Origin of the sequence: Micromonospora sp. NPDC005299, from assembly GCF_042872345.1 — a bacterium.
Classification (GTDB): domain Bacteria; phylum Actinomycetota; class Actinomycetes; order Mycobacteriales; family Micromonosporaceae; genus Micromonospora.
Genome location: NZ_JBIAKG010000019.1, coordinates 30,656 through 46,609 on the forward strand (window position 1 = coordinate 30,656; position 15,954 = coordinate 46,609).

Here is a 15,954-nt window from a genome sequence, read left to right on the forward strand (position 1 = left end):
GGCGCGTGATCGAGGCGTACCCGAAGCAGGTTCCTGTCCGTGCGGCCACCGCCGCGCGTCGACAGCGCACCCTGCCGCCGGCCGCCTCGACCCGCCGCCCACCGTCGTGACCGGGGCGTTCCTCGCCGGTCTGGTGGCCGGCTACGGCGTCGCCGTCCCGGTCGGCGCGATCGCGATCCTCATTCTCGGGCTGAGCGCCCGTACCGGCTTCCGGGTCGGCGCGGCCGCGGCGCTCGCCGTGGCCACCGCCGACGGGCTCTACGCGGCGGTTGCCGCGCTCGGCGGCGCCGGTCTGGCCGGCCTCATCGCGCCGGTCGCGGGGCCGCTGCGGGTGGTGGCCGCGTTGGTCCTGCTCGGCCTCGCCGGCCACGGGCTGTGGCGGACCTGGTCCGCCCGCCGCACGCGGGAGGTCGCGGAGGCGCCGGTGGGGCGGGGGCTGAACAGCCCCGGGCGGGCGTACGCCGTGCTGCTCGGCCTGACGCTGCTGAACCCGGCCACGGTGCTCTACTTCGCCGCGCTGGTGCTCGGCCGCCAGGACACCGCCGACCCGGACGCGGCCACCGCCGCGCTCTTCGTGGCCGGCGCGTTCCTGGCCTCGGCGAGCTGGCAACTGGTCGTCGCCGGCGGCGGCACCATGGTCGGCCGGGCCCTGGCCGGGCCGCGCGGCCGCCTGGTCACCGGCCTGGTCTCCAGCGCCCTGATCGCCGCCCTGGCGATCGCCACCCTGCTGCCCGACTGAGCCGCACCGGGGACGGTGTCGTACGGTCGGGCGGTGACCAGCCGACCCGCAGCCGGGGGCGGCCGGTGGGTCGAGGTCGACCCGGCCCGCGTCGCCCGCTGGGTCGAGGGCTTCGCCGACCGGCACGGCCCGCCCACCACGACCGTCGAGGGGTACGGTCTGCTGCTCGCCGCCCCCGACGGCGCCACCGCCGAGCTGCACACCCCGCCCGGCGCCCCGGCCGTCGCCGACGTGCCCGGGTTCGTGGCCGCGGCCGGCGCGCCCCGCCGGCTCGGTCTGCTGCTGGCCCGCAAGGGCGCGGTGGCGGTCGGCGTCGCCGACGGCCCGGACCTGGTCGTCTCCAAGGTGGACACCCGGTACGTGCAGGGGCGCACCGCCGCCGGCGGCTGGTCGCAGCAGCGGTTCGCCCGGCGGCGCGACAACCAGGCGAAGGCGGCGCTGGGCGACGCGGCCGAGCTGGCCGTACGCCTGCTGTTGCCGGAGGCGGAGAGCCTCGCGGCCGTGGTCGGTGGCGGGGACCGGCGGGCCGTGGACACGGTGCTGGCCGACCGGCGGCTGGCCCCGCTCGCCGCCCTGCGCGCGGAGCGGCTGCTCGACGTGCCCGAGCCCCGGCACGCGGTGCTGGTCGGCGCGGTGGCCGCCGCCCGCGCGGTGCGGATCCTGGTCCGCGACCCGGCACCCGACAAGGCCGGCTGACCTCGGTCATCCCGACATCCTGGGCCGGGCCGGGTGGGCTCGGTGCCCCCGGACACGACCGGACCCCGGCGCCGGGGGCGTCGCCGGGGTCCGGTGCGGTCGGTCGGGCGTTACAGGCTGCCGCCGAAGGTGTCGCAGGCCTTCGGGTCGCCGGTGGAGAAGCCCTTGGTGAACCACTGCTTGCGCTGCTCGGAGGTGCCGTGGGTGAACTCGTCCGGGTTCACCGGCCGGCCGGAGCGCTGCTGGATGGCGTCGTCGCCGATCTTCTCGGCCGTGTCGATCGCCTGCTGGATGTCCTGGTCGGTGATGCTCTTGAAGATCTTCTGGCCCTGCTCGTCGGAGGTGCCGGTGGCGTTCTTCGCCCAGGCGCCGGCGTAGCAGTCGGCCTGGAGCTCCAGCTTCACCGAGAGCGTGTTGGCGTTCTGCGGGTCGCGCTGCTGCTGGCGGCGCATCTGTGCCTCGGTGCCGAGCAGGTCCTGGACGTGGTGCCCGTACTCGTGGGCCAGCACGTACGGCTGGGCGAACTCGCCCTCCGCGCCGAGCTGGTCGGCGAGCAGGCGGTAGAAGGTGAGGTCGATGTAGACCAGGTCGTCGGCCGGGCAGTAGAACGGGCCGACCCCGGCGTCGGCCGCGCCGCAGCCGGTGCTCACGTTCTGGCTGAAGAACACGGTCTTCGACGGCCGGTACTGGTCGCCGAAGACCTGCGGCATGGCGGTCCGCCAGTACGCCTGGATCGAGTTGACGTAGAGCGTGTTGCGGCAGTCGAGCTGCTTCAGCGCGTCCTGCGCCGAGCACTTCTGCTCCAGCGAGGTGTTGTCGCCCTGCTCGGAGCCGCCGCCGTTGGTGGCCGCGTTCAGCCCGAAGCCGCCGCCCACCAGGGCGACCAGGACGGCGATGATGATGCCCACGATTCCGCCCCGGCCACCGCCGATCGGGATCGGAATGCCCATCCCGCCGCCTCCGCCGGACCCTCGCCGGTCCTCCACCTGGCTGGTGTCGACCCGCGCGTTCTCGTTCAGCTCCATGTTGACCCCGATCACCGATTAGTCCGTGTGTGGTGGTTGCGGTACCGGACCGGGTCCGGACGAGGTTTTCGGTACCCGATGATCTTGCGCGGTAATCCGGCGGGCCGGCCGCGGAGCGCCCGGTACAATTGGCGCGTGCTGCGCTGCGAAGGCTGAACGGCCCCGCGCCGACGGGAAACTGATGACCCGCCGGCGCTTTCGCGTGCCCTGAGTCAGCCCTTCGCCGAACCCCGAGAGCGAGTACCCCGACATGATCAACGCCACCGGCCTGGAACTGCGCGCCGGTTCCCGGATCCTGCTGTCCGACACCACGCTGCGGGTGCAGCCGGGTGACCGGATCGGCCTGGTCGGCCGCAACGGCGCCGGCAAGACCACCACCCTCAAGGTGCTGGCGGGGGAGGGGCAGCCGTACGCCGGGCAGATCGACCGGCGCAGCGCGATCGGCTACCTGCCGCAGGACCCGCGGACCGGCGACCTGGAGGTCACCGGGCGGGACCGCGTGCTCTCCGCCCGGGGGCTGGACGTGCTCATGGCGCAGATGAAGGAGCTGGAGGAGAAGCTCGCCGAGGGCGCCGACGACGAGAAGCTGGTCCGCCGCTACGGCGCGCTGGAGGACCAGTTCGCCTCCCTCGGCGGCTACGCGGCCGAGGCCGAGGCGGCCCGGATCTGCGCCAACCTCGGCCTGCCCGACCGGGCCCTGGTGCAGACCATCGGCACCCTCTCCGGCGGCCAGCGCCGTCGCATCGAGCTGGCCCGGATCCTGTTCCGCGACGCCGGCGAGAACGGCGGCGGCATCCTGCTGCTCGACGAGCCGACCAACCACCTCGACGCCGACTCGATCACCTGGCTGCGCAGCTTCCTCGGCAACCACAAGGGCGGCCTCATCGTGATCTCCCACGACGCGTCCCTGCTGGAGGCGGTGGTCAACAAGGTCTGGTTCCTGGACGCCACCCGCTCCGTGGTCGACGTCTACAACCTGGGCTGGAAGGCGTACCTGGAGGCGCGGGAGACCGACGAGCGGCGCCGCCGCCGGGAGCGCGCCAACGCCGAGAAGAAGGCCGGCGCGCTGATGGCCCAGGCGGACAAGATGCGGGCCAAGGCCACCAAGACCGTCGCCGCGCAGAACATGGCCCGCCGGGCCGAGAAGCTGCTGTCCGGCCTGGAGGACGTCCGGGTCGCCGACAAGGTGGCGAAGGTGCGCTTCCCCACTCCCGCGCCGTGCGGCAAGACGCCGCTCACCGCCGCCGGCCTGTCCAAGTCGTACGGGTCGCTGGAGATCTTCACCGACGTGAACGTGGCGGTGGACCGGGGCTCCCGGGTGGCGATCCTGGGCCTCAACGGCGCCGGCAAGACCACCCTGCTGCGGATGCTCGGTGGCCTGCTCGAACCGGACACCGGCGAGGTGCGCCCCGGGCACGGCCTGCGGCTCGGCTACTACGCGCAGGAGCACGAGACGCTGGACGTCGAGCGGACGATCCTGGAGCACATGCGCAGCGCGGCGCCCGAGCAGACCGACACAGACCTGCGCCGGATCCTCGGCGCGTTCCTCTTCTCCGGCGAGGACGTCGACAAGCGGGCCGGGGTGCTCTCCGGCGGCGAGAAGACCCGGCTGGCGCTGGCCACCCTGGTCTGCTCCGGCGCCAACGTGCTGCTGCTGGACGAGCCGACGAACAACCTCGACCCGGTCAGCCGCGAGCAGGTGCTCGACGCGATCGCCCGCTACCCGGGCGCCATCGTGCTGGTCACCCACGACCCGGGCGCCGTCCTGGCTCTCAAGCCCGACCGCGCCATCCTCCTCCCCGACGGCGACGAGGACGCCTGGTCCGACGACCTTCTGGAACTGGTCGAACTGGCCTGACGCCCGTCAGCCGAGCAGGCGGGGGAGGACGCCGGAGGTGGTCAGGATGACCACGCCGAGGGCGATGAAGACGGCCGGGACCAGCCAGTGGCCGGCGCGGCCGACCAGGGACACCACCCGGGGATGGTTGCCGAGCAGGGCGGCGGCCGCGCACCAGACGGCCACCAGGGCGGCGAAGACCAGCAGCCAGACCAGGCCGGTGGCCGGGTCGAGCGAGCGGAACACCGGCACGTAGACGGCGATGTTGTCGGCGCCGTTGGCCACCGTCACCCCGGCCACTCCGAGCAGGCTGCCGACCACGGCCGGCGGCTCGTCGTCGCCCCGGCGGGCCAGCAGGGCGCGCAGACCCAGCGCGGTCGGCAGCAACCCGAGCAGGCCGGTCCACGGGTCGGGCACCACCAGCAGCCCGGCGGCGACCACCACCGCGACCCCGACCAGCGCGCCGATGCCCGCGTACTGGCCGGCGACGATCTGCCACGGGCGGGGCCGGCCGGTGCCCCGGGCCGCCACGAAGAACACGGTGAGGACGACGATGTCGTCGATGTTGGTGGCGGCGAACACGCCCGCGGCGGCGGCCGCCGCGGCCAGCAGGTCGATCACCTGTGGAGCGTACGGGTCGGCCGGCCGGGCGGCCTCTCATGATCCGGCTGGCCGTCGCCGGATGGCCGGTCAGAAGGATCACTCTATCGGGAAGCTGACATTGCATAGCGTGTCGGTTGGCGAATAGTTGATATCTGGCGCATGATCGTCCGAGGCGGTCTAATAGGTGGGACCGTATCCGAACCGCACAGTCTGGGACGTGAGGAATCAGCATGGCAGCCACCGGCACAGCCACCAGCACTGAGAAGGGTCGCCGGATCGTCGGGGCCGAGCGGCAGACGCTCGCCAAGGACCTGGTAAAGCGGTACACCTCGGGTGAGAGCATCCGTGCGCTCGCGGCCTCGACCGGCCGTTCCTACGGGTTCATCCACCGGGTGCTCACCGAGTCCGGGGTGCAGCTGCGGCAGCGTGGCGGCGCCCGGCGCCGCAAGAAGGCGTGACCCGCCCCCCAGCGTCGTCCATCAGCGCTGTGCTCCGGGCGGTCCGGTGACCGCCGAGACGACCGGAGTACGACTCGACTGCGACGGGCCGGTCGCGACGGTGACGTTGTGCCGGCCCGACGTGCTCAACGCCCAGACCCCGGCCATGTGGCGCGCGATGAGCGACTTCTCCCGGGAGCTGCCCGGCGACGTCCGCGTCGTCGTGGTGCGCGGTGAGGGGCGGGCCTTCTCCGCCGGCCTCGACCTCTCGGTCGCCGGCTCCTCCGGCCCGGGTTCGTTCGCCGAGCTGTCCACCCTGTCCGAGCAGGAGTGTGCCGACCGGATCGCCGAATACCAGGGCGGCTTCACGTGGCTGCACCGGCCGGACGTCATCTCGATCGCGGCCGTGCAGGGCCACGCCATCGGCGCCGGCTTCCAGCTCGCCCTCGCCTGCGACCTGCGGGTGCTCGCCGAGGACGCCAGGCTCTCCGTGGCCGAGGTGGCCCTCGGCCTGGTCCCCGACCTGGCCGGCACCAAGCGCCTCGCCGAGCTGGTCGGCTATTCCCGCGCCCTGGAGATCTGCGCCACCGGCCGCCGGATGGACGCCGCCGAGGCGGACCGGATCGGCCTGGCCACCCTCGTCGTGCCCACCGGGGAGCTCGACGGCGCGGTGCGCGACCTGACGGCGGGTCTGCTGGCCAACAACCGCGACGCGATCGTCGAGATCAAGGCGCTGCTCGCCGGTGCGGGCGGGCGCACCCACGCCGAGCAGCAGCGGGCCGAGCGGGAGGCGCAGACCCGCCGGATCCGCGACCTGGCCGGTCGGGGCGAATAGTAAGGACCATTCGGGAAGATCCGGGTTACTGGCGAGGTTGTCGTAGTGGTCGGGAGAATTGATTCCGACGGTCCACGGCTGCCGACGACCCGGAGGTGACGAGTGTCCAACCCGATGGCCGGTGGCGGCATGGGCGGCTGGAGCATGCTCCGGTCGATGCGCAACCGCGACGAGATCTCCAGCCACCAGCTCAAGCGCGGCACCGCCGCGCGGATCGTCGCGTTCGCCCAGCCCTACCGGCGCGACATCATCGTCTTCCTGATCACCGTGGTGATCGCCGCGGTGATCGGAGTGGCCACCCCGCTGCTTGCCGGTGACGTCATCGACGCGATCGCCGGCGGCGGCTCCGACGCGCGCGCCACCGTGGTCCGGCTCGCCCTGATCATCGCCGTGCTGGCCGTGGCCGACGCGCTCTTCTCGCTGGCCCAGCGGTGGTATTCGGCCCGGATCGGCGAGGGCATCATCCTCGACCTGCGGACCCGGGTCTACGACCACGTCCAGCGGATGCCGCTGCAGTTCTTCACCCGCACCCAGACCGGCGCGCTGGTCAGCCGGCTCAACAACGACGTGCTGGGCGCCCAGCGGGCGTTCACCTCGACGCTGTCCGGCGTGGTCAGCAACGTCATCCAGCTCGTGCTCACCGCCGGGGCGATGCTCATCCTGTCCTGGCAGATCACCGTGCTGGCGCTGGTGCTGCTGCCCATCTTCATCATCCCGGCCCGCCGGGTCGGCCGGCGGCTGGCCGAGATCACCCGCGAGTCGTACAACCTCGACGCCAAGATGAACGCGACGATGACCGAGCGGTTCAACGTCTCGGGCGCCCTGCTGGTCAAGCTCTTCGGCTCGCCCGAGGTGGAGGCGACCCGGTTCGCCGGTCGGGCCGAGCGGGTCCGCGACATCGGCATCCAGTCGGCCATGTACTCGCGCACCTTCTTCGTGGCCATGCTGCTGGTCGCCTCCCTCGCCCAGGCGCTCACCTACGGGCTCGGCGGCTGGCTCGCCGTCACCGGCGCGGTCAGCGCCGGCACCGTGGTCAAGCTGGCGCTGCTGCTCACCCGCCTCTACGGCCCGCTCACCGCGCTCTCCAACGTCCGGGTCGACGTGATGAGCGCGCTGGTCTCCTTCGACCGGGTCTTCGAGGTGCTCGACCTGCGCCCCGGCATCGAGGAGAAGCCCGCCGCCGTGCCGGTGCCCCGAGGCAACGGCCGGGTCGAGTTCCGCGACGTGCGGTTCCGCTACCCGAGCGCCGCGGAGGTCTCGCTGGCCTCCCTGGAGGAGGTTGCCGCGCTCGACCGCACGGTCAACGAGCCGGTGCTCAAGGGCGTGTCGTTCGCCGTCGAGCCCGGCCAGATGGTGGCCCTGGTCGGCCCCTCCGGCGCCGGCAAGTCCACGCTCTCCATGCTGATCTCCCGGATCTACGACGTCAGCGAGGGCCAGGTGCTGGTCGGCGGGGTCGACGTCCGGGACGCCACGCTCGCCTCGCTCCGCGACGAGATCGGTGTGGTCACGCAGGACTCGCACCTGTTCCACGAGACCATCCGGGAGAACCTGCGCTACGCCAAGCCGGACGCCACCGACGACGAGATCTGGGCCGCGCTGGCCGGCGCGCAGGTCGCCGACCTGGTCCGCGCCCTGCCCGACGGGCTGGACACCACGGTCGGCGAGCGCGGCTACCGCTTCTCCGGCGGCGAGAAGCAGCGCATCGCCATCGCCCGGCTGCTGCTCAAGGCCCCGTCGATCGTGATTCTCGACGAGGCCACCGCACATCTCGACTCGGAGAGCGAGGCGGCCGTGCAGCGGGCGCTGTCGGTGGCGCTGACCGGGCGTACCGCGCTGGTGATCGCGCACCGGCTCTCCACGGTCCGCGACGCCGACCAGATCCTCGTCCTCGATGAGGGGCGGATCGTCGAGCGGGGCCGGCACGACGAGCTGGTCGCCGTCGGCGGCCTCTACGCCGAGCTTTACCGCACCCAGTTCGCGGTCACCGACTCGCCGGCCCGCTACGCGCAGCCGGCGCAGCCGGAGCCGGTGGTCACCACCGTGCCGGTCGGCACCTACGTCGCCCAGGAGGCCCTCCCGCCGGCCGCTGCCAACTAGTCGGCGACGCCGCCAACTAGCCGCCGGCGGTCACCGCGGCGCGCAGCTCACCGAAGGCGGCCCCGAGCGTCTCCGGGGTGAAGTGCGCGTTCAACCCGCTCGGGTTGGGCAGCACCCAGAGGCGGGCCGCCGCGAGTGGTTCCGGCTGCGGCCCGAAGCCCGCCTTCGGCCGGGCGAACCCGATCCGGTACGCGGTCACCCCGACCACCGCCACCCAGCGCGGCCGGTAGCGTGCCACCTTGGCGGTCAGCTCCCGCGCACCCTCGACCAGTTCCTCGGCGGTCAGCTCGTCGGCGCGGGCGCTGGCCCGGGCCACCATGTTGGTGATGCCCAGCCCGAGGCCGGGCAGCTCGTCCTGCTCGCTGGGGTGCAGCTGGCGCGGGGTGAAGCCGCCCCGGTGCAGTGCCGGCCAGAACCGGTTGCCCGGGCGGGCGAAGTGCCACCCGGTGGCCGCCGACCACAGGCCCGGGTTGATCCCGACGAAGAGCACGTCCAGCCCGGGCGCGATCAGGTCCGGGAGGGTCCGCTCGGCGGCCGCGGCGAGCTGTTCCCGGCTGGGGCGGGGGTAGCGCCGGGCCGGCGATCCGGGTGCGGCGTCCGGGCGGCCGGCGGCGGGGCGGCGTCGGTCGCTCACCGGGGCGCCGTCACAGACCGCGCAGCGCGCCGCCGTCGACCGGCACGGTCACCCCGGTGACGTAGCCGGCGGCGGGGGAGAGCAGGAAGGCGGCCACGCGGCCGAACTCGGCAGGGTCGCCGATCCGGCCCAGCGGGATCGACGCCTCCGCCTCGGTGCGGGCCCGCACCGCGTCGCCGCTGGCGGCCAGGAGTTCGCGGTTGCGATCGGTCATGATCCGCCCCGGCAGCAGGCTGACCACCCGTACGCCGCGGGGGCCGTGCTCGTCGGCCAGGTCCTTGGCCACCCCGGCCAGGCCGGGGCGCAGGCCGTTGGAGATGCCGAGCCCGGGCAGCGGGCTGCGGACCGAGGTGGAGAGCACCAGCCCGATGGCGCCCCCGTCGGTGAGCGCGGCGGCCACCGTGCGCGCGGTGCGGACGCTGCCCAGGAAGACCGTCTCGAAGGACTCCCGCCACTGCTCGTCGGTGATCTGGGCGGCGGTGCCCCGGGGCGGGCCGCCCACCGAGATCAGTGCCCCGTCGAGCCGGCCGAACTGCTCGCGCGCCGCCGCGACGAGACGCTCCGGGGTGCCCGGGTCGGTGAGGTCGGCGGTCAGCCCGATCGCCCGCTCCGGCCCGCCGAGCGCCTCCACGGCGGCGGCGACCCGCTCCGGGGCGCGGGACGAGATCACCACGCGGGCGCCGTCGGCGACGAGCTGCTCGGCGGTGGCGAAGCCGAGGCCGCCCGAGGCGCCGGTCAGCACGTACACCCGGTCGGCGAGTCCGAGATCCATGGAGCCGATCCTGCCGTACCCCGGGGGCGCCTGCCACCCGCTCTCAGCGCCGGGCGGGCCGGAGCAGGCGTACCCGGCCGGCGAGCTGGGCCGCGACGGCGCCGCCGGCCCGGGTGACGGCCGGCAGCCGGCGGGGCCGGGGAGCCGATCGGCCGTTGTAGCGGCTCGCCGCCTCGCGGACGGCCAGCTCCTCCGCGCCCAGCGGCGGCAGCGTGCCCCGGTCGCGCAGCTCCCGGGCCAGGTCCCAGCCGTCGCGCAGGGAGCCGTTCGTGGGGTGGCCGGCCGCCCAGCCGGCGAAGGTGGCCGGCCAGGCGTCGCCGATGCCGGCCGCCAGCAGCGGCCAGTGCCGGGCCACGTCCCCGGCCCGCTTGCGCAGCAGCGCCCGGCGGGCCGCCTCCACCGGCGCGGCGGCGAACCCGGGCGGCAGCGGCCCGCCGGCCACCAGCGCCGCCACCAGCGCCGCCTGCCGTGCGGCCAGGTCCCCGCCGGTCACGTGACCACTGGGTACGAGGAGGCGGCGGCCAGGGCGTCCAGCTCGCCGCGCAGCTCGGCGGCGGGCGGATAGTGGCCGTCGCGTTCCAGCAGCAGCGCCGGGGGCCGGTGCCGGTCGCACAGCTCGCGGACCAGGTCGAGCACCTCGGCGGGGACCGGGTCGGTGTGCGTGTCGTGGTAGAAGCCGCCCTGCTCGGCGCCGCCGGCCACGTGCACGTAGGCGATCCGCTCCAGCGGCAGCCGGTCCAGCAGGGCGGCCGGGGCGCCGCCCCGGTTGCGGGCGTTGGCGTGCACGTTGGCGACGTCGAGCAGCAGCAGCGCCCCGGTGGCGTCGAGGATCTCGGTGAGGAAGTCGGCCTCGTCCAGCTCGTCGTCCGGCCAGTCGAAGAGCGCGGCGATCGGCTCCAGGGCCAGCGGCACCGGCAGCTCCGCCTGGGTCCGGCGCACGTTGGCCACCACCGCGGCCACCGCCTCCCGGCTGCGCGGCAGCGGCAGCAGGTGACCGGCCTCCAGACCGCCGGCCCGGACGAACGCGATGTGCTCGCTGACCAGCGGCGCGTCCAGCGCCGCGGCCACACCGGCCAGGTGCGCCACCCGGGCCGGGTCGACGGGCTCCGCGCCGCCGAGGGAGAGCTTCACCCCGTGGGGTACGACGGTGACGCCCCGCCCGCGCAGCTCGGCCAGGCCGTCGGGGAGCGGTCCGGCCGGGGCGACCGTCTCCGCGACCACCTCGACGAAGCGCAGCCCGGGCAGGCCGGCCACGAAGCCGGCGATCTCCGGCCGCCACCCGATGCCCACCCCGGACGGTCCGGCCGTCATCCGCCGCACCCGCCACCGCCGCCGCAGCCGCCACCGCCCCCGCAGGAGCTGCCTCCGCTGCACGAGCTGCCGCCCCCGCAGGAGCTGCCGCCTCCGCAGGAACTGCCCGAACTGCCGCTCGTCCCCATCGCCTGACGCTGGATCTCGGCCTGCTCGGAAAACCCCGGGTCCATGGACCAGAGGGTGGCGGTGCCGAACAGCGCGACGCCCATCGCCGCGTCGGACGGGCCGTAGGTGGCGTACGCCGGTGCGGCGGCGGGACGCAGCCAGGTGTGCTGGCGGCGCAGCGCGCGCAGCTCCTTGTCGGCCGCCCGCGTGCGCCACGGCACCCGGTTGAGCAGCGGGAACGCGACGAAGAGCGGGACCAGGGTGAGCAGCAGCCAGCCGGCGGGCCGGCCGTTGGAGATGCCGACGAAGGCCCGGACGAAGCCGAGCGCCACCAGGGCCCCGACGAGCAGCGAGCCGCGGCGCAGCGTCGCCCGCCGCTCCTTGTCCAGTGCCAGGCCACGGCGCACGAGCCCGTCGCGCAGTTCGTCGACGGCGCGCCGGACCCATTCGTCCTGGCCCAGTTCCCGGGAGCGCAGGCCGCGGCCGGCCGCGTGGTGGATCGCCTGGTCCAGCGGGGTGACCCCGGCCGGCAGCGGGCCGCCGGCGGTGAGCCGCCGGTCGGGGCGCACGCCGACCGCGCCGGCGCGGCGCAGGCCGCCGAGCGCGGTCCAGACGGCGAGCTGGTCGCCCCCGTTGAGGTACGCGACCTGCTGCGGCCCGAGCGGCTCACCGCTGTGCACCGGGGTGCCGGCCAGCGCGCGGAACCGGTACACCAGGGTGCCGACGACCAGCACGACGGCCGCCACGAGGTACCAGCGGAGGAAGACGGGGCCGGGGATGCCCCAGGTGTCGCCCGCGAGGACTGTCATGCGCTGCTCCTGTCGCGAGGGGTCGCGGCTCATTGTGGAGCAGGTCCGCCAGCGGTGATCTCCCCGAGCGGTCGAGTTATCGGACCGAGACCCGCGGGGCCGTCAGTGCCGGCGGACGGCCTCCTCGACCAGGTCGAGGACCCGGCCCAGGTCACCGGCGGGACGGCCCATCGCCAGGTGCAGCACGAGCCCGTCGTACGCCAGCTCCAGGAACTGGGCCAACACGTCGATCGGCACGTCGTCGCGGAGCACCCCGGCCTCCCGCTGGCGGAGCAGGCGCTCCCGGGTGGCCTCGGCGATCGCCGCCGAGCGTTCCGCCCAGCGCCGGGCGAACGCGGGGTCGGTGCGCAGGCGCCGGGAGACCTCGAGCTGGCTGCCGAGCCAGCCGGTGGTGTCCGGGGAGACCGCCCGGGCCAGCAGGTCGCGCATCACCTGGACCAGGCCGTTGCGGGCCACGGTCTCCACCATGATCGCGGCGTCGTCCTCGGCCACGGCGAGGAAGAGCGAGTCCTTGTCCCGGAAGTGGTGGAAGATCGCGCCCCGGGAGAGCCCTGTGGCCTCCTCCAGCCGGCGGACGGTGGCACCTTCGTAGCCGTGCCGGGCGAAACACGCCCGCGCGGCGCCGAGGATCTCCTGCCGGCGCGCGTCGAGCTGGTCCTGGCTTACTCTGGGCACGTGTCGATCGTTCCAGGTGGAACCGGTCAATGCAAACCGTACGTACGGCTTGAGATGCGGTTTCGCATGATCGGCGGGGTCGGCCGCGCCGGTTAGGATCCTCCGGTGACCCAGGCCGTGCCCCTCCCCACCCGTCCGCTGACCGTGGCCACCATTCAGGCCGAGCCCGTTCCCGGTGACGTCGTCGGCAACGCCGCCACCGCCGCCCGCCTCGTCGGCCGGGCCGCCGGCGCCCGGGTCGTGGTGCTGCCCGAGCTGTTCCTGCCCGCGTACCACCCGCCGACCCTGCGCGCCGACCCGACCGGCACCGACGTGGGCGCCGACCCCGAGGGCCGCGTCGACGACCCGCGGCTGGACCCCCTGCGCGTGGCCGCCCGGGACGGCGGGACGAGCGTGGTGATCGGCGCGGCGGTCCGCCACCCGGACGGGCGGCGCACCATCTCCTCGCTGGTGGTGGACCCGACCGGCACGGTCACCGCCGCGTACGACAAGCAGCAGCTCTGGGGCGGCGAGCGCGAGCTGTTCGACGCCGGCCGGCGGGGCGCCTCACTGCTGGTCGACGGCTGGTTGTTCGGCCTCGGCATCTGCTACGACGGCTGCTTCCCGGAGCACGGCCGGGCGGCCGCCGTCGACGGCGCACACGGCTACCTCTGCCCGAGCGGGTACCTGGCCGGCTCCGAGCACCGCCGCGACCTCTACTACGCCGCGCGTGCCCTGGACAACACCATGTACGTCGTCTTCGCCAACGCCGTCGACGGCGCGGACCCGTGGCGGTTCAACGGTGGCGCCGCCGTCTACGAGCCGGAGGGCCGGCCGCTGGTCCGGGGCGCGGACACCGGCGAGGACGTGCTGGTGGCGACCCTCGACCCGGCCGCCCTCGGCGCCACCCGCGCGGCACACACCATGCTCACCGACCGCCTGACCGACCAGGGGCTCGCCCGAACGACGCTCGTCGGCTGACGGACGGCGTGGTGCCCTCGGGCCTGTCGGTGGCGCACCCCGTCCCGTAAGGTTCGCGAGTGCCGTTGCTCCTGCTCGATCTGGACAACACCCTGCTCGACCGCGAGGGGCCGTTCCGCGCCTGGGGTGAGCGGTTCCTGGACAGCATCGGCGCGCCGCCCACCGACATCGAGTGGTTGCTCTCCGTAGACGCCGACGGGCTGACCGACCGCTGGGACGTGGCGGACGCGATCCGCGACCGGTACGAGGTGCGCATACCCTCCATCGACCTGGTCGAGGAGCTGCACGACGGAGTGGTGGCGTTCACCCGGCTGGACCCTCTGGTGGCCTGCGCGCTGCGGATCGCCGACGACGCCGGCTGGGTGCCGGTGGTGGTCACCAACGGCACGTCCCGCCAGGAGGACGCCAAGATCCGCCGGACCGGGCTGGACCGCTACATCGCCGACTGGGTGATCTCCGAGGAGGCCGGGGTCAGCAAGCCCAACCCGCGGATCTTCGCGCTGGCCGCCCAGCGGGCCCGGATGCCGCTGCGCGGCGCCTGGGTGATCGGCGACAGCCCGGAGGCGGACATCGGCGGCGCGACCGCCGTCGGTCTGCCCAGCGTCTGGCTGCACCGCGGGCGCCGCTGGTCGGACACCCGGTTCGCGCCCACCCGCACGGTGGACGGGCTGATCGCCGGGGTGGCCGCCGTCCTGGCCGGCTGAGCGGTAATTCGGTTGACCCGCCCGGGGCCGCCCGTGACCATGGTGCGGCGCGAGGGCGCAGCCGGGCGGTGCCCGGTCGAGGAGAGGAGGTCGGTCATGGCCGTCTTTGCAGGGTCGCACCACCTGCCTCCACCAGCCTCGATCGAAGGACCGATCCACCCGTGCGCGATCACGACTTCCCGGCGCCGCAGCGCCGTGGCCGCGGCAAGAGCCGCTTCGACGACGACGATCCCTATTTCCTGAAGCGGGGCCGGCACGCCGAGCCGGTCCTCACCGACCCCGACGCCGAGCCGGACGCGGAGGACAGCTGGTCCTCCTGGGACCAGGCCGTGCACGGGCCGGAGCCCCACCCGCAGTGGCTGGTCACCGAGCTGGCCGCGAAGGACACCGAGCTGGGCGTGCTGAAGACCGGCAAGGAGGCGGACGTCCACCTGGTCCGCCGGGCCGTTCCGGACACCGGCCGCGGCTGCCTGCTGGCGGCCAAGCGGTACCGGGACCCCCAGCACCGCCTCTTCCACCGCGACGCCGGCTACCTGGAGGGGCGCCGGGTCCGCCGCTCCCGGGAGATGCGGGCGATGGCCGGCCGGACCTCGTTCGGCCGGCAGATGATCGCCGGGCAGTGGGCGGCGGCCGAGTTTGCCGCGCTCGCCCGGCTCTGGGAGATCGGCGCCGCCTCCGGGCGGATCGCCGTGCCCTACCCGGTGCAGTTGCTCGGCACCGAGCTGATGCTGGAGTTCGTCGGCGACGCCGAGGCGGGCGAGGCCGCGCCCCGGCTGGCCCAGCTCCGGCCCGAGGGCGCCGACCTGCGCGACCTGTGGGAGCAACTGGTCGACGCCCTGGTCGTGCTGGCCCGCGCCGGGTACGCCCACGGCGACCTGTCCCCGTACAACCTGCTGGTGCACGCCGGGCGGCTCGTCATGATCGACCTGCCGCAGGTGGTCGACGTGGTGGCCAACCCGCAGGGGGCGGAGTTCCTGGGCCGGGACGTCCGCGTGGTCGGCACCTGGTTCACCGCCCGCGGCCTGCCCGCCTCGGACACCGACCCGGAGGCGCTGACCGAGGTGCTGCTGCGGGAGGCGGGCCTCCGCTGAGCGTGCCGCGTCCCGGGCGGGTGCCGGCCCGCCCGGGACGCGGCACGGCGGTCCACTGCCGCCCCGGCGTCACTGGAGGTAGCGCTCGACCTCGGTCACCGGGCGCTGGCCCTGGGCGTCGGCGTCACCGTGCGTCCGGCGCGCCGCCCGACGCCGACGGAGCAGGTCCCAGCACTGGTCGAGGGACTCCTCCAGGGCCCGCAGCCGCTCCCGGGCCTCGTCGTCGGTGCCGGCCTCGTGCTCCTGTGCGGCCGCGCGCAGCCGGTGCTCCTCGTCGACGAGTTCGGAGATCCGGCTCAGGATGGTCGTGTCGTCCATGCCCGAAGCTTGGCACAGGGGGCGGGCACGCGCCCGCGTTCTCCCCAGTCGGTCGGCAGGAGTTGATCGCGCCGGCGCGCCGGCGGGTGGCGGGCCGGCTCGGGCCGGTCGCGGCCGGCGGGTGGTGGGCGGGGCCGGGCGGACCTGGGCCGCGAGCCGGTCGCAAAGTCCACTGCGGACGGTCCACCACGCGGGAAGCCTTCCGGCGTGACGCAAATCCCACCGGCTCCATTGTCGACACCGGGATTATTGTGCAGTGAGATATTTTCCTGTCCGCCTTTTTATCCGTCGTTCAGGATGGCA

At 74.5% G+C, this 15,954-nt stretch carries 18 protein-coding genes; 9 read left to right on the forward strand and 9 right to left on the reverse strand.

The features are described 5' to 3' along the window. The first annotated feature begins 106 nt into the window (after window positions 1–106). Together ACFYPD_RS32205 and ACFYPD_RS32210 are read left to right on the forward strand one after the other, a co-directional pair. Window positions 107–739 carry a LysE family transporter gene (locus ACFYPD_RS32205; protein ID WP_387121941.1) on the forward strand — a complete coding sequence of 211 codons (633 nt, stop codon included), beginning with the start codon at window positions 107–109 and terminating at the stop codon, window positions 737–739. Between the two features lie 33 nt (window positions 740–772). Continuing rightward, the gene (locus ACFYPD_RS32210; RefSeq protein WP_387121944.1) at window positions 773–1,435 is read left to right on the forward strand and encodes an acVLRF1 family peptidyl-tRNA hydrolase; all 663 of its coding nucleotides are present in this window, start codon (window positions 773–775) and stop codon (window positions 1,433–1,435) included. Between the two features lie 110 nt (window positions 1,436–1,545). Here the strand turns inward: ACFYPD_RS32210 and ACFYPD_RS32215 are convergent, their stop codons facing one another. Continuing rightward, window positions 1,546–2,460, reverse strand: coding sequence for a neutral zinc metallopeptidase (locus ACFYPD_RS32215; protein WP_387122018.1), 915 nt, complete (start codon window positions 2,458–2,460; stop codon window positions 1,546–1,548). 250 nt (window positions 2,461–2,710) lie between these two features. Between ACFYPD_RS32215 and ACFYPD_RS32220 the strand changes: the two genes are divergently transcribed. Next, window positions 2,711–4,318: an ABC-F family ATP-binding cassette domain-containing protein gene (locus ACFYPD_RS32220; RefSeq protein ID WP_387121946.1), complete on the forward strand. Its 1,608-nt coding sequence runs from the start codon at window positions 2,711–2,713 to the stop codon at window positions 4,316–4,318. A gap of 6 nt (window positions 4,319–4,324) precedes the next feature. On the opposite strand, the gene ACFYPD_RS32225 is transcribed toward ACFYPD_RS32220, so the two are convergent. Further along, window positions 4,325–4,918 carry a cadmium resistance transporter gene (locus tag ACFYPD_RS32225; RefSeq protein ID WP_387121948.1) on the reverse strand — a complete coding sequence of 198 codons (594 nt, stop codon included), beginning with the start codon at window positions 4,916–4,918 and terminating at the stop codon, window positions 4,325–4,327. 212 nt (window positions 4,919–5,130) lie between these two features. Between ACFYPD_RS32225 and ACFYPD_RS32230 the strand changes: the two genes are divergently transcribed. The 3 genes from ACFYPD_RS32230 (at window position 5,131) to ACFYPD_RS32240 (ending at window position 8,269) form a co-directional block, all read left to right on the forward strand. Further along, window positions 5,131–5,358 carry a helix-turn-helix domain-containing protein gene (locus ACFYPD_RS32230; protein WP_007462679.1) on the forward strand — a complete coding sequence of 76 codons (228 nt, stop codon included), beginning with the start codon at window positions 5,131–5,133 and terminating at the stop codon, window positions 5,356–5,358. 46 nt (window positions 5,359–5,404) lie between these two features. Beyond that, window positions 5,405–6,172 carry an enoyl-CoA hydratase/isomerase family protein gene (locus tag ACFYPD_RS32235; protein WP_387121951.1) on the forward strand — a complete coding sequence of 256 codons (768 nt, stop codon included), beginning with the start codon at window positions 5,405–5,407 and terminating at the stop codon, window positions 6,170–6,172. Between the two features lie 114 nt (window positions 6,173–6,286). Next, window positions 6,287–8,269 (forward strand): ABC transporter ATP-binding protein, encoded by a 1,983-nt coding sequence (locus ACFYPD_RS32240; protein ID WP_387122021.1) that lies wholly within the window; start codon window positions 6,287–6,289, stop codon window positions 8,267–8,269. Between the two features lie 16 nt (window positions 8,270–8,285). On the opposite strand, the gene mug is transcribed toward ACFYPD_RS32240, so the two are convergent. The 6 genes from mug to ACFYPD_RS32270 all read right to left on the reverse strand — a co-directional run bounded on the left by mug (window position 8,286) and on the right by ACFYPD_RS32270 (window position 12,578). Next, window positions 8,286–8,903, reverse strand: a complete 618-nt coding sequence (gene mug / locus ACFYPD_RS32245) for a G/U mismatch-specific DNA glycosylase (RefSeq protein ID WP_387121954.1) — start codon at window positions 8,901–8,903, stop codon at window positions 8,286–8,288. A 10-nt stretch (window positions 8,904–8,913) separates the two neighbouring features. Then, a complete protein-coding gene (locus ACFYPD_RS32250) occupies window positions 8,914–9,675 on the reverse strand; it encodes an SDR family oxidoreductase (protein WP_387121957.1) in 762 nt (253 codons plus the stop codon). Window positions 9,676–9,718: 43 nt separating this feature from the next. Beyond that, window positions 9,719–10,168, reverse strand: a complete 450-nt coding sequence (locus tag ACFYPD_RS32255; RefSeq protein ID WP_387121960.1) for a hypothetical protein — start codon at window positions 10,166–10,168, stop codon at window positions 9,719–9,721. After that, window positions 10,165–10,986: a DUF692 domain-containing protein gene (locus ACFYPD_RS32260; protein WP_387121962.1), complete on the reverse strand. Its 822-nt coding sequence runs from the start codon at window positions 10,984–10,986 to the stop codon at window positions 10,165–10,167. The genes ACFYPD_RS32255 and ACFYPD_RS32260 overlap by 4 nt, the downstream gene beginning before the upstream one ends. Beyond that, entirely contained in the window at window positions 10,983–11,903 is a 921-nt protein-coding gene (locus ACFYPD_RS32265) for a TIGR04222 domain-containing membrane protein (RefSeq protein ID WP_387121965.1), read from the reverse strand. The genes ACFYPD_RS32260 and ACFYPD_RS32265 overlap by 4 nt, the downstream gene beginning before the upstream one ends. 102 nt (window positions 11,904–12,005) lie before the next feature. Next, complete coding sequence (locus ACFYPD_RS32270) at window positions 12,006–12,578, reverse strand: helix-turn-helix domain-containing protein (protein WP_313719384.1); 573 nt, start codon at window positions 12,576–12,578, stop codon at window positions 12,006–12,008. A gap of 105 nt (window positions 12,579–12,683) precedes the next feature. Here ACFYPD_RS32270 and ACFYPD_RS32275 point away from each other — a divergent pair, with 105 nt between their 5' ends. The 3 genes from ACFYPD_RS32275 to ACFYPD_RS32285 all read left to right on the forward strand — a co-directional run bounded on the left by ACFYPD_RS32275 (window position 12,684) and on the right by ACFYPD_RS32285 (window position 15,333). After that, entirely contained in the window at window positions 12,684–13,538 is an 855-nt protein-coding gene (locus ACFYPD_RS32275) for a carbon-nitrogen hydrolase family protein (protein ID WP_387121968.1), read from the forward strand. Between the two features lie 59 nt (window positions 13,539–13,597). After that, window positions 13,598–14,242, forward strand: coding sequence for an HAD family hydrolase (locus ACFYPD_RS32280; protein WP_387121971.1), 645 nt, complete (start codon window positions 13,598–13,600; stop codon window positions 14,240–14,242). A gap of 161 nt (window positions 14,243–14,403) precedes the next feature. Continuing rightward, on the forward strand, window positions 14,404–15,333 hold the full coding sequence (locus ACFYPD_RS32285; RefSeq protein WP_387121973.1) for an RIO1 family regulatory kinase/ATPase: 930 nt from the start codon (window positions 14,404–14,406) through the stop codon (window positions 15,331–15,333). Window positions 15,334–15,402: 69 nt separating this feature from the next. On the opposite strand, the gene ACFYPD_RS32290 is transcribed toward ACFYPD_RS32285, so the two are convergent. Further along, window positions 15,403–15,651, reverse strand: coding sequence for a DUF2630 family protein (locus ACFYPD_RS32290; RefSeq protein WP_387121976.1), 249 nt, complete (start codon window positions 15,649–15,651; stop codon window positions 15,403–15,405). Window positions 15,652–15,954 lie beyond the last annotated feature (303 nt).

What these genes read in the sequence shown, in the direction of transcription:
- ACFYPD_RS32265 (WP_387121965.1), bottom strand. Translation starts at nt 11,903, where the DNA reads ATGACAGTCCTCGCGGGCGACACCTGGGGCATCCCCGGCCCCGTCTTC.
- ACFYPD_RS32215 (WP_387122018.1), bottom strand. Translation starts at nt 2,460, where the DNA reads ATGGAGCTGAACGAGAACGCGCGGGTCGACACCAGCCAGGTGGAGGAC.
- ACFYPD_RS32290 (WP_387121976.1), bottom strand. Translation starts at nt 15,651, where the DNA reads ATGGACGACACGACCATCCTGAGCCGGATCTCCGAACTCGTCGACGAG.
- ACFYPD_RS32250 (WP_387121957.1), bottom strand. Translation starts at nt 9,675, where the DNA reads ATGGATCTCGGACTCGCCGACCGGGTGTACGTGCTGACCGGCGCCTCG.
- ACFYPD_RS32220 (WP_387121946.1), top strand. Translation starts at nt 2,711, where the DNA reads ATGATCAACGCCACCGGCCTGGAACTGCGCGCCGGTTCCCGGATCCTG.
- ACFYPD_RS32260 (WP_387121962.1), bottom strand. Translation starts at nt 10,986, where the DNA reads ATGACGGCCGGACCGTCCGGGGTGGGCATCGGGTGGCGGCCGGAGATC.
- ACFYPD_RS32230 (WP_007462679.1), top strand. Translation starts at nt 5,131, where the DNA reads ATGGCAGCCACCGGCACAGCCACCAGCACTGAGAAGGGTCGCCGGATC.
- ACFYPD_RS32240 (WP_387122021.1), top strand. Translation starts at nt 6,287, where the DNA reads ATGGCCGGTGGCGGCATGGGCGGCTGGAGCATGCTCCGGTCGATGCGC.